Source organism: Paucibacter sp. JuS9, assembly GCF_044043925.2.
Taxonomy (GTDB): Bacteria; Pseudomonadota; Gammaproteobacteria; order Burkholderiales; family Burkholderiaceae_C; genus JAUASW01.
This window is the reverse complement of record NZ_CP194172.1, coordinates 3,022,034-3,034,017: the sequence shown is the minus strand read 5'-3', so window position 1 is coordinate 3,034,017 and position 11,984 is coordinate 3,022,034. Positions and strand designations below refer to the sequence as shown.

Genomic DNA, 11,984 nt, shown 5'->3' with positions numbered 1-11,984 from the left:
TTTCAGTGCCGGTCAAACAGCGATTGCCGGTGTGCCTCGGCCTGGTGCAGCTGTGCCTCCAGCATCTGGCGCATCGTCGCGGCGCGCTGTGGCTCGGTCTTGCTCAAGTCCTGCAGCTCCAGGGGATCGCGGCTCAGGTCGAACAGCTCGCTGTGCTTCTCGGCCAGGTGCAGGACCAGTTTGTAGTCGCCGTCGATCACCGCATAGTGGCCGGCGCGGATGGTCTCGAAGCGGCTCTGACGCTCCATCGCCATCGCGTAGACCGGACGCGGTTCGATGGCGCCGGTTTCCAGAGCTGCTCGCAATGATCGGCCGTCGGCCTGCGGCAGGGTCGGGGCATGGGCCAGGTCGGCGATGGTCGGCGCGATGTCGGCGAGGCTGACGGGTGTGCTGATGCGTTGTGCTGCCTGCTGACCGGGCAGGCGCACCACGAGCGGCACTTGCAGCACCGCGTTGTGGATCAGGCCGCCCGCGTGGCCGAGGAAGCCGCGCTCGAAAGACTCGCCGTGGTCGGAGCTGATCACGATGATGGCCTTGTCCAGGCGGCCGCTGGCGCGCAACTGATCGAGCAGGCGGCCCAGCGCTTCGTCCGAACCCATGATGGCCTCGCGGTAGCGCAGCCGGTACTTGTCCATCAGCGGCTGCTTGTCTGCCGCATAGGGGCCCATCGCCTGGAACTCGCTCCAGCGGGCCAGCTCCGGCCCGTTCAAGAGCTTGTGCTTGGTGCTGGCCGGCGGCAGATAGGGGTCGTGCGGGGGCAGCGTGTGGACCCAGAAAAATTGCGGCCGCTGGTGCCGCTCGGCCATGCGTTGCTGCAGCACGGCATAGGCCTGCTCCGGCGCATAAGGGTGCTGCTCGCCGTGGCGGTAAATGTCCAGCGTGTCCAGGAAGGGCACGATGGCCGAGAACCAGTAGGGCAGGGTCGTGTCAGGGAACAGGGTCAGCACCTCGCGCGGCTTGGCGCCCCAGGACGTTGACGGCGCTATCACTTCGCTGTCGTAGCTGCGGTCGGTGCCATGGTGGCGCGGGCTGGCCAGCAGGTTCGTGCTGACGGCATGGGTCTCGTAGCCGGCGGCGCGCAGCTGCGCTGCCAGCGAGACCGGCTGCAGCGGCGACGCCACTTTGGCAACGATCTGCACCGCCCAGTGGTTCCATGGCAGGCTGCCGGTTTCCATCGTGGCCGTGCTGGGTGTCGTGAAGTTGCTGCTGGCGTAGTGGCGCGAGAAGCAGGTGGCCTGCTGGGCGAACTCGCGCAGTCGCGGCATCAGCGTGGGTCCATCGCCGCAGACCTGGGCGTCGGCTTCTGCCAGGGTGTCGATCGTGATCAGGATGATGTCGGGCTTGTCGGCGCCGCCCGCAACCACGGCAGCGGGCGCGGGACGTGACAGCAGGCGCGGCGGTTGCACCAGCAGCAAGCCGACCGACAGCGCCAGCATCAGCAATGCCGGGCGATGCAAGGCACGCAGGCGATGGACCAGGCCGCCGAAAAAGGCAGCCATGCCCTGGCGGCGGATCAGGAGTAGCAGGACCAGCAGCAAGGCCACGCTGGCCGCGACGCGGCCGTGGGAGCCGATGGTCAGGGTCGAGCTCGCGGTCACGGTTTTCAGCCAGGCCCAGGCGCTGCCGCCGAGTTGCCAGCTGCAGACCCACAACGTGGGGCCCATGACGACGAACCAGGCGGCGCCATTGGCTGGTTCGCGACGCAGGCCGAGGCGTCGCAGTACGAACTTCAGCATCAGCGCCAGAGTGGTCAGCAGTGCCACAGGAACGAGCAGCAACACATAGGCGAGCGCCAGGTCGCCTGCAAGCTCCAGCGGCCGCTTGAAGGCCAGGAAAGCGTCAACCTGGCGCAGCAGCACCAGCGGCAGCCAGATCAGGCCCAGCGCGGCGTAGCTGCTGAGCCCCATGACCCAGGCAGCGCTGGCGTGTTTGTGGTGACCGACTTGACCGGTTTTCGCGGGCTTGCCAGAAGAGGAGGGCTGTCCCGATGCGGGCCCGAGGCTCATTCCTCAGGCCGGCCCAGCACGCGGCGCCACAGGCGCCGGGCGAGGTCGGAAATCCAGCGGCGCAGGAACAGCCAACCGCCCAGCACGGCTGCAAACAAGGGCGCCAGCAGCTGGAACAGCAGGCCGCCGGCATTTGGGTCGATGTAGGCGTAGGCCGGCGACATCGACAACAGCAGGACCAGCAGGACAGACAGGGCGAAGCGGACGGAAGACAGCATGCGGCGGGGTCAGGACGGAGGCGGGCGCAGGCCCGGCGCGGCGAATATTACCAGCCTCGTACAATCCGCCGCCCCCGTCAGACAGCCCAGCCCCCACCCTTGAAACTCGCCCGCCACACGCTGTTCAATCTCGTCGGACTGGGCGCGCCGCTGCTGCTGGCGCTGTTCACGATTCCGGCCCTGATCCATGGCCTGGGCGAGGCGCGGTTCGGCCTCCTGACCCTGGTCTGGGCGGTCACCAGCTACTTCGGGCTGTTCGACCTGGGCCTGGGTCGAGCGCTGACACAGCAACTGGCCATCCTGCTCGACCGCAAGGACGACCGGCGCATCGGCACCCTCAGCGCCACGGCGCTGCTGCTGATGGCGGCGCTCGGGGCGGTTGGTGGCTTGCTGATGGTGGTGCTGGCGCCCTGGGGTGTCAGCCTGCTCAAGCAGGTGCCCGACTATCGCGAAGCCATTGCGGCCTGCGCAGTCATGGGCCTGGCGATGCCCTTCATCGTGGTGACGGCCGGGCTGCGCGGCATGCTTGAAGCACGGCATGCCTTCGAGGTGCTGAACTACATCCGATTGCCCATGGGGGCATGGACCTTCGCCGGACCCTGGCTGGTGATGCAATGGCTCGGGCCAGACTTGCTGGCCATCACTGTGGCGCTGGCGCTGGGACGCGTTGTGGCCTGCCTCGTCCATGGCTTCTTCGTCTGGCGTGCGCTGCCGCAGTTGCGCGGGCGCCTGCGTTGGGATCCTGACTGGGTGCGGCCCCTGCTGGTTTCCGGCGGCTGGCTGACGCTCAGCAATGTGGTCAGCCCCTTCATGGGCTACGTGGACCGTTTCGTGATCGGCATCACCGTGTCGGCGGTGGCCACGACCTATTACGCAACGCCGCAGGAGATCGTCACCAAGCTCTGGATCATTCCCGGGGCGCTCACGGCGGTGCTGTTCCCGGCCTTCGCCGCGCTGGCCGCGCGCCAGGACGCGGGCGCCTGGGCCTTGTATGACCGCGCGGTGCGCATTCTCTTCCTGGTGCTGCTGCCGATCTGCGCCGGCCTGGCCTTCTTCGCGGAGCCCCTCTTGCGCCACTGGATCAATGCCGAGCTGGCGAGCCACAGCGCGCCTTTGCTGCAGGTGTTTGCTGTCGGCATCCTGATCAACTGCCTGGCCCATGTGCCGCTGACCTGGTTGCATGGCGCCGGGCAGTACCGGGCGCCGGCCTTGTTGCACAGCGCCGAGCTGCCTTTGTTTCTGCTGGCGCTCTGGGTCTTCACGACGCACTGGGGTGTCATGGGCGCGGCCCTGGCCTGGCTACTGCGCATGGTCACCGATTCTGCGGCGCTGTTCTGGCTGTGCCGGCGCGCGCGCCGTGAGGTGGTGGCGCCCTCGGCCGGCTGAGCAGCGCTGCATACAATCCCGCCGTCCTTGAACCTGCCCATGCTCCTGCCCACCGTCACCCTCATCACCCCGGTTTTCAATCAGGCGGAGTACCTGGCTGCGACCATCGAGAGCGTGCTGGCACAGGACTATGCGGCGCTCGAGTACATCGTCATCGACGACGGCTCGACCGACGACTCCTTGGCTGTTGCGCGTCGCTACGAAGCGGCGCATCCGGGGCGCATGACCGTGATCAGCCAGACCAACAGCGGCCAGGCCGCGACCCTGAACAAGGGCTGGGCGCAGGCGCAAGGTGAAATCCTTGCCTATCTCAGTTCGGACGACTGCCTGCTGCCGGGTGCCATCGGCCGCATGGTCACGGCCTTGCAGGCCCGGCCGGACGCCGCCGTCGCCTATTGCGACTTCTGGCTGATCGACGCGCAAGGCCAGCGCCTGCGCACGGTGCAGGCAGAAGAATTCGACCGCCGCCGCCTCTGCGTGGACCTCGTATGCCAGCCCGGTCCCGGCGCCTTCTTCCGCCGCACGGTCTTTGATGCGCAAGGTGGCTGGAACGCCGCCTTGCGCCAGGTGCCTGATTTCGAGTTCTGGCTGCGCGCCTCGGTGCAAGGGCCCTTCATTCGCGTGGCGGAGCCACTCGCGGAGTACCGGATCCATGAGGGCTCGGCCTCGTTTCGGGTCATGCAGCCGGCGCGTGCCGAGGAAATCGTGCAGGTGATGGAGCGCTATTGGCAGGCTGAGCCAGGCCAGCAGGGCAGGCAGGCTTCGCTGGCGCGGGCCATGGCCATTGCCGCGAAGAATCACGCCCAGTCTGGCCGGCCGCTGACGGCCCTGCGCTGGTTCTTCCGGGCGCTGGGCAGGCGCCCCGCGCTGGCAATGGAACTGGGTGTGTGGCGCCAGCTGCTGGTGGGCATGCTGCGTCGTGCCTACTACCAGTACAAGGCACGGCAAGGGGCGGGTGCATGAACGAGCCCCGAGGCGAGTGCCGCGATCACGCTTTGGCGGGCGGCTTGCTGGCGGGCCTGTTCGTGCTTCTGCGCATGCTGCCGGTCACGGCAGAGAGCTTTTCCTACGATTACGCCAACTACATGAGTTACTTCCGTGCCATGCAGGACACGGACTGGCAGACCGCCTTCGAGCTTCTGCCCTTGACCTTCCCCTATCTGCTGATTCCGGGTGGCGGCGCTTTCGAGCTGGGTTTTGTTGCGCTCGCCAAGGGGCTGCTGGACTGGTTCGATGCAGCGACGACTTACGCCTTGCTGGCAGGCGTCTCCGTGGGGCTGCGCACCTTTGCCATGCGCCGGCTGGGCCTGGGGTGGTGGTGGATCCTGCTGATTCAGCTGTATGCCATCACGCTGTTCGAGGCAAACGCGCTGCGGGCCGGGCTGGCCTTGTCCATCACCCTGATGGGCTTGCTGGCTGTGCTGCGAGGGCATCGCCTGCTCGGCTTGCTGGCTTTCGTGCTGGGCGTTTCGCAGCATCTGCAGGTGCTTCTGTTCTGCGTGCCCTTCATCGTGTTTTCGCTCATTCCAACGCAGTGGCTGCGCCGCTGGTGGCTGAGTGCAGCCCTGGCACCGCTTGCCTTTGCGCTGAGCCTGGTGGCGCTCGCCTTGGGCAGCGACATCGACAGTTCCAAGCTCGATGACTATGCCGGGCAGGCTTCGGGTGCGGCCGGCCTCAACCTGATTTCGCTGATTTCCCTGCTGTTCGTGGCCATTGCCATGGTGCACGCGCTGATGCGGCGGGAGCAGCATTCGCCAGAGGCTGAGGCGGTACACATGCTGTGGTTGCGTGCCTTGCTTGCGTCGATGCCCGCGCTGTCCTTGCTGCTGTTCGGTTCAGCCATGGCTGCCGTGGGTGATCGCGCCTGGCAGTTCGCGCTGGTGATCCTGGTGGCATTGTCCGGCTCCATGGCGAGCACGCGGTCGGGCCGGTGGTCGCGCAATGCGGTGCTGGGCTTGTTGCTCAGCGTGGCCCTGCTCAATACCTTGCTGCGCTACCCGCTCTCCAACTTCTTCGCCCCGCCGTTGCCCTACGAGCCCATTTCCCCCTTGTGGCTGGTGCGCTGAGCGCGCATTCGGCCTGGCATGCGGATTTGCGGCAATGAGCAGACGTGCCGCATGGCGATGGGACAATACGCCTCCAATTCGGCTACGGGTCCTTGAATGAAAGAAGAGCTGGTTCAATTGATCGTCGAGCGCCTGGCGCGTGATCGCGCTGCGCTGCGGCAGGCTTTCGAGGCCTCGCGTGCCGAGGTCGGCGTGCGCTACTGCGTCATCGACGACCTGCTTCCTCAGGCGCTGGCTGAGCGCATTCATGCCGCCTTCCCCAAGCCCGAGTCGATGCGCTTGATGGACAGCTTCCGCGAGAAGAAGTACACCTCGAAGGCGTTCGAGAAGTTCGACCCCCTGATGGCTGACATCACGTTCGCCGTGCAGGACCCTCGGGTGCTGGCCGAAGTCGAGGCCATCACCGGCATTGAGCAGCAGCTCCCCGACTCGAGTCTCTATGCCGGCGGCCTGAGCGCGATGGTGCGTGGCCACCACCTGGGCCCGCATATCGACAATTCCCACGAGGCCACACGCACCTACTACCGCACGCTCAACCTGCTGTACTACGTGACGCCCGGCTGGACGCTGGAGAACGGCGGCAACCTGGAGCTGTGGGACCGGGATGTGCGCAGGAACGCCACCATCGTCAGCCGCTTCAACCGCCTGGCACTGATGGAGACGACGCACACCTCCTGGCATTCGGTCAGTCCGGTGCAGGCCGACGGCGTGCGTTGCTGCGTCTCGAATTACTACTTCTCGCCGCGCTCGCCGACAGGCGAGGACTATTTCAACGTCACTTCATTCAGTGCTCGCCCTGAGCAGCCGTTGCGCCGCCTGCTGGCCCGTGCCGACAACGGCCTGCGCCAGGCGGTGCGCATGCTGGTGCCTCAGGGCCTGGGCAAGAAGGACGTGTACCAAGGTCCCAAGAAGTGAGCGACGCGGCCGGGCGCCTGTTGCTGTACGCGCCCAATGTCCACACCGGCGGCGGCTTTGTGCTGCTGCAGGCCTTGCTGGCGGCCTGGCCAGCCGGGCGGCCGCTGGTTGCCTGGCTGGACGCGCGCGCACGTGGCCGCCTGGTGCCTCCGGCGGGCAGCGAGATCACCTGGGTGCGTGCCAGCTTCGGCTCGCGCCTGGGGGCCGAGGTCTCACTGGCCCGCGCTGGTCGGGCTCAGGATCGGGTGCTGTGCTTCCATGGGCTGCCGCCGCTCATGCGCAATGCCGCGCCTGTGCTGGTGTTTCAGCAAAACCGCAATTACCTGGGCCTGGTGCCGCTGGCAGCCTTCAGCTGGAAGACGCGCCAACGGCTGCGCTTCGAGCAGGCGATCAGCCGCTTGTTCCGGCGCCGTGTTGCCAGCTACTGGGTGCAAACGCCCTCGATGGCGCGGGCGCTGCGGGCCTGGTATGGCGCCGAGCCCGTCAAGATCCATGTGATGCCCTTTGCATTGCCGGCCGAGGCGGCCGAGCAGGTGCCGGCGCCGCGCTGGGATTTCGTCTACGTTGCTGACGGCGAGGCGCACAAGAACCATCGCACGCTGATCGAGGCCTGGGCCTTGCTGGCCGAGCAGGGCCTGCGCCCAACGCTGGCCCTGACCCTCTCTTCGCGCGACGCCGGCCTGGCGAGCTGGATCGCTGGCCGGGCGGTCGAGCTGGGCCTGCAGGTCAGCAACCTTGGCACGCTGGCGCATGCGGACGTGCTGCAGCTTTATGGCTCTTCCAGAGCGCTGATGTTCCCGTCCAAGAGCGAATCCTTTGGTCTGCCGCTGATCGAGGCGCGCAATGCCGGGCTGCCCATCCTGGCTGGCGAGTTGGATTTCGTGCGCGATGTCTGCGAACCGGTGCAGACCTTCGACCCGGGCTCGGCGGTATCGATGGCTCGCGCAGTGCGCCGCTTCCTGCAGCTGGCCGAGGCGCCGCTGCAGCCGGTTGGCGCCGCGGATTTCCTGCGCGCGCTCCACGACGACGCGGCATGAAGGTCTTGCTGCTGAGCCAGCATTTCTGGCCCGAGTCCTTTCGTATCAACGAGATCGCGCAATCGCTGGTCGAGCAGGGTTGCGAAGTGACGGTGCTGACCGGCAAGCCCAACTATCCGGAAGGCCGGCTGTTCGATGGCTACCGCGTCGGCGGCATCCAGCGCGAGCGGCACCAGGGCTTCGAGATCGTGCGCGTGCCTCTGCTGCCGCGCGGCGCCGGCGGTGCGCGTGCGCTGGTGCTGAACTACCTGTCCTTCATTGCCTGCGCCTCGCTGATGGGGCCGTGGGCGCTGCGTGGCCGTCGCTTTGACGTGATCTTTGTCTACGGCACCAGCCCCATCCTTCAAGCGATACCGGCCGTCATCTTGAAGTGGATCAAGGGGGCGACGCTGGTTACCTGGGTGCAGGACCTCTGGCCCGACAGCCTCGAAATCACCGGTTTCATCAGGAACAAGCGGGCGCTGGCTGCGGTGGCTGTGGTGGTGCGCTGGATCTACCGGCGCACCAACCTGTTGCTGGTGCAGTCACAGGCCTTTCTGGCACCGGTCCGTGCCATGGCCGGTGGCGTGCCTGTGGCGGTGCATGAGAACCCGGGCGATGCAGCAAGGCCCGGCCCGCTGGCACCAAGCCCGCTGGGCCTGGATCCCGTTGTGTTCAATATCGTGTTTGCCGGCAACCTCGGCACCGTCCAGGCGCTGGACTGCGTGCTGGATGCCGCCGAGCGCCTGGGGCCGGATGCCGGCATCCGCTGGTGGCTGGTCGGCAGCGGCGCGCGCGATGCCTGGCTGGCCGAGCAGGTCCAGAGGCGAGGGCTGTCCCAGGTCATGCTGGTCGGGCGATTTCCGCCCGAGAAGATGCCCTCGATCTTTGCGCAGGCGGATGCCTTGCTGGTCAGTCTGCTGGGCGGCCCGGCCTTGAGCTTGACGGTTCCGAGCAAAATACAGGCCTATCTGGCGGCTGGCCGCCCGATTCTGGCCAGTCTCGATGGCGAAGGTGCACGCGTGGTGCGCGAGGCCGGCGCCGGATTGGCCAGCCCGGCACAGGACAGTGCTGCACTGGCAGCCGCGGCCCAGGCCCTGCAAGCCATGCCGGCGGCAGAGCGGCAAGCCCTGGGCGAAGCGGGCAGGCGTTACTACGCCGAACACTACGAGCCGGAGCGCCTGGCCAGCGCACTGGTGAAACATTTCGAGCGCGCCGTCGCGGCGCGCCCTTGAGAAGAGAAGACTGAGCATGAATCAAGAGAAACGCCGCCTGCTGGTGCTGGGTGCCAGCGGCATGTTGGGCAATGCGGTGCTGCGCCTGTTTGCGCAGGACCCGGCTTTCGAAGTGTTTGGTTCGGTGCGTGGTGCCGCTGTCATCAAGACGCTGCAGGCCAAGGCGCCTGCGGCACAGTTCGTGGCCGGCGTCGATGTCGAGAGCCTGGACAGCCTCACCCGCTTGTTCGCCCAGGTGCAGCCCGACCTGGTGATCAACTGCATCGGCGTGGTCAAGCAACTGGCCGAGGCGGACGACCCGCTTACCGCGATTCCGATCAACGCGCTGCTGCCGCACCGCCTGGCACGGCTGGCGCAGGTGGCCGGCGCGCGGCTGATTCATGTCAGCACCGACTGCGTGTTCTCCGGCAAGAAGGGCGGCTATCTGGAGAGCGACGCTTCGGACGCTTACGATCTTTACGGCCGCAGCAAGCTGATGGGTGAAGTCGACTACGACAATGCAATCACCTTGCGCACCTCGATCATCGGCCACGAACTGGCCAGTGCGCATGGCCTGGTCGGCTGGTTCCTGGCGCAGCAAGGGCCGGTGCGTGGCTTCACCAAGGCCATCTTCTCGGGCCTGCCCACGGTCGAGCTGGCGCGGGTGATGAAGGAGCATGTGGTGCCGCATCCTGCACTGCGCGGTACCTGGCATGTTTCAACGGCGCCGATCGACAAGTACACGCTGCTCACGCTGGTGGCCGCCGAGTACGGGCGCAGCAACGAGATTGCACCGGACGACAAGCTGGTGATCGACCGCTCGCTGGACTCCGGGCGCTTCCGCGCCGCCACCGGCTATGCCCCCCCTGACTGGCCCGAGCTGGTGCGCCGCATGCGCGAGTTCGGCTGAAGACACAACGATTGACGACAGAGAGTTCCAGATGTTCAAAGACAAAGTCCTGCTGATCACCGGCGGCACCGGCAGCTTCGGCAATGCCGTGCTGACCCGCTTCCTGAAATCCGACTTCGCCGAGATCCGCATCTTCAGCCGCGACGAGAAGAAGCAGGAAGACATGCGCATCGCCCTGAAGAGCGACAAGGTCAAGTTCTACATCGGCGACGTGCGCGACTACGACAGCGTGCATGACGCGCTCAACGGCGTGGACTATGTCTTCCATGCCGCTGCGCTCAAGCAGGTGCCGTCCTGCGAGTTCTATCCGATGGAAGCGGTCAAGACCAATGTGGTTGGCGCCGAGAACGTGATGCGCGCCGCCATTGCGCAGGGCGTGAGCCGCGTGGTCGTGCTCTCCACCGACAAGGCCGTGTACCCGATCAACGCCATGGGCATGTCCAAGGCCATGATGGAAAAGGTGATGGTGGCCAAGTCGCGCCTGTGCGACCCCAGGAAGACGGTGCTGTCTGCCACTCGCTATGGCAATGTGATGGCCTCGCGCGGTTCGGTGATTCCGCTGTTCCTGCAGCAGTTGCAGGACGGCAAGTCGCTGACCATCACCGATCCGACGATGACCCGCTTCCTGATGTCGCTCGAGGAGTCGGTCGACCTGGTGCTCTACGCCTTCGAGCATGCGCGCCCCGGCGACATCTTCGTGCAGAAGGCGCCGGCCTCGACGGTGGGCGACCTCGCTGAGGCGATGCGCCAGCTGCTCAAGAAGAGCAACGACATCAACATCATCGGCACTCGCCATGGCGAGAAGCTGTACGAGTCGCTGGTCTCGCGCGAAGAGATGGCGCGCTCGGAAGACCTGGGCGGCTACTACCGCATCCCGGCCGATTCGCGCGACCTGAACTACGCCAAGTACTTCGTCGAGGGCCGGCCCGAGATCGCGACCATCGACGACTACACCTCGCACAACACCAAGCGGCTGACGGTCGAAGAGGTCAAGCAGGTGCTCATGCAGCTGGACCTGATCAAGGAGGCTGTCAATGCTTAAGGTCATGACCGTGGTGGGCACGCGGCCGGAGATCATCCGGCTGTCGCGCGTGATCGCCCAGCTCGATCGGCATTGCGAGCATGTACTGGTGCACACCGGCCAGAACTACGACTACGAGCTCAACGAAGTCTTCTTCAGCGACCTCGGCATCCGCAAGCCAGACCACTTCCTGGAGGCGGCCGGCGCCACGGCCGCCGAGACCATCGCCCAGGTGATCATGAACGTGGACAAGGTGCTGGACCAGACCAAGCCCGACGCGCTCCTGATCCTCGGGGATACCAACAGCTGCCTGGCCGCCATTGCTGCCAAGCGCCGCAAGGTGCCGATCTTCCACATGGAAGCCGGCAACCGCTGTTTCGACTTCCGCGTGCCGGAAGAGATCAATCGCCGCATCGTCGACCACACCTCGGACATCAACCTCAGCTACAGCCAGATCGCACGCGACTACCTGCTGCGCGAAGGCCTGCCGCCGGACCAGGTGATCGTCACCGGCAGCCCGATGCGCGAGGTGCTCGAGCATTACCGTCCCGGCATCGAGGCCTCAAGCGTGCTGCAGCGCCAGGGCCTGACCGAAGGCAAGTACTTCGTCGTCAGCTCGCACCGGGAGGAGAACGTCGATGCGCCGGAGAACCTGCAGCGCCTGCTGAACCTGCTGAACAAGCTGGCAGAGCGCTACGACGAGCCGGTGATCGTGTCCACGCATCCACGCACGCGCAAGCGGCTGGAATCCTTGCTTGCCCAGCAGACCATGCACCCCCGGGTGCAGTTCATGAAGCCTTTCGGCTTCCTGGACTATGTCAAGCTGCAGGCTGGCGCTCGCGCGGTGCTTTCCGACAGCGGCACCATCACCGAAGAGGCCAACATCCTCAACTTCCCGGCCTTGAACCTGCGCGAGGTGCATGAGCGGCCTGAAGGTGTGGAGGAGGGCGCGGTGATGATGGTCGGCTTCGATGCCGAGCTCGTGCTGGACGCGCTCAAGATCCTGGAGAGCCAGCCGCGCGGTGATGAACGCTTGCTGCGTCTCGTGCACGACTATTCACCGGCCAATGTGTCTGACAAGGTGCTTCGCATCATCATCAGCTACACGGGCTTCGTGAACCGCAAGGTATGGCGCAAGCCGGCATGAACCGCACGCGCGGGGTGCGGACTAGAATCCGCGCCGAACGAGGCTGCGAGCTCACGGCCTTGCCTCTCTCTACCAAGGCCTGGAG

The 11,984-nt window shown here is 66.1% G+C and carries 11 protein-coding genes; 9 read left to right on the top strand and 2 right to left on the bottom strand.

Annotated elements, in window-relative coordinates:
• Nucleotides 1-2: 2 nt before the first annotated feature.
• Both ABT392_RS13595 and ABT392_RS13590 read right to left on the bottom strand, forming a co-directional pair.
• Nucleotides 3-1,907, bottom strand: coding sequence for a sulfatase family protein (locus ABT392_RS13595; RefSeq protein WP_334276372.1), 1,905 nt, complete (start codon nt 1,905-1,907; stop codon nt 3-5).
• 95 nt (nt 1,908-2,002) lie between these two features.
• On the bottom strand, nt 2,003-2,224 hold the full coding sequence (locus ABT392_RS13590; RefSeq protein WP_334276371.1) for a hypothetical protein: 222 nt from the start codon (nt 2,222-2,224) through the stop codon (nt 2,003-2,005).
• A gap of 99 nt (nt 2,225-2,323) precedes the next feature.
• Here ABT392_RS13590 and ABT392_RS13585 point away from each other — a divergent pair, with 99 nt between their 5' ends.
• The 9 genes from ABT392_RS13585 to wecB all read left to right on the top strand — a co-directional run bounded on the left by ABT392_RS13585 (nt 2,324) and on the right by wecB (nt 11,899).
• On the top strand, nt 2,324-3,610 hold the full coding sequence (locus ABT392_RS13585) for a flippase (RefSeq protein WP_395385535.1): 1,287 nt from the start codon (nt 2,324-2,326) through the stop codon (nt 3,608-3,610).
• Between the two features lie 39 nt (nt 3,611-3,649).
• The gene (locus ABT392_RS13580; RefSeq protein ID WP_395385536.1) at nt 3,650-4,573 is read left to right on the top strand and encodes a glycosyltransferase family 2 protein; all 924 of its coding nucleotides are present in this window, start codon (nt 3,650-3,652) and stop codon (nt 4,571-4,573) included.
• On the top strand, nt 4,570-5,676 hold the full coding sequence (locus ABT392_RS13575) for an EpsG family protein (protein ID WP_395385537.1): 1,107 nt from the start codon (nt 4,570-4,572) through the stop codon (nt 5,674-5,676). Before ABT392_RS13580 ends, ABT392_RS13575 begins: the two co-directional genes overlap by 4 nt.
• Nucleotides 5,677-5,772: 96 nt before the next feature.
• Complete coding sequence (locus ABT392_RS13570) at nt 5,773-6,591, top strand: 2OG-Fe(II) oxygenase (protein WP_334276367.1); 819 nt, start codon at nt 5,773-5,775, stop codon at nt 6,589-6,591.
• Complete coding sequence (locus ABT392_RS13565; protein ID WP_395385538.1) at nt 6,588-7,628, top strand: glycosyltransferase; 1,041 nt, start codon at nt 6,588-6,590, stop codon at nt 7,626-7,628. Before ABT392_RS13570 ends, ABT392_RS13565 begins: the two co-directional genes overlap by 4 nt.
• The gene (locus ABT392_RS13560; RefSeq protein WP_395385539.1) at nt 7,625-8,842 is read left to right on the top strand and encodes a glycosyltransferase family 4 protein; all 1,218 of its coding nucleotides are present in this window, start codon (nt 7,625-7,627) and stop codon (nt 8,840-8,842) included. Before ABT392_RS13565 ends, ABT392_RS13560 begins: the two co-directional genes overlap by 4 nt.
• A 16-nt stretch (nt 8,843-8,858) precedes the next feature.
• On the top strand, nt 8,859-9,731 hold the full coding sequence (locus ABT392_RS13555) for a dTDP-4-dehydrorhamnose reductase family protein (RefSeq protein ID WP_464970795.1): 873 nt from the start codon (nt 8,859-8,861) through the stop codon (nt 9,729-9,731).
• Nucleotides 9,732-9,762: 31 nt separating this feature from the next.
• Entirely contained in the window at nt 9,763-10,773 is a 1,011-nt protein-coding gene (locus ABT392_RS13550) for an SDR family NAD(P)-dependent oxidoreductase (RefSeq protein ID WP_395386819.1), read from the top strand.
• The gene (wecB, locus tag ABT392_RS13545) at nt 10,760-11,899 is read left to right on the top strand and encodes a non-hydrolyzing UDP-N-acetylglucosamine 2-epimerase (RefSeq protein WP_334276491.1); all 1,140 of its coding nucleotides are present in this window, start codon (nt 10,760-10,762) and stop codon (nt 11,897-11,899) included. The genes ABT392_RS13550 and wecB overlap by 14 nt, the downstream gene beginning before the upstream one ends.
• Nucleotides 11,900-11,984 lie beyond the last annotated feature (85 nt).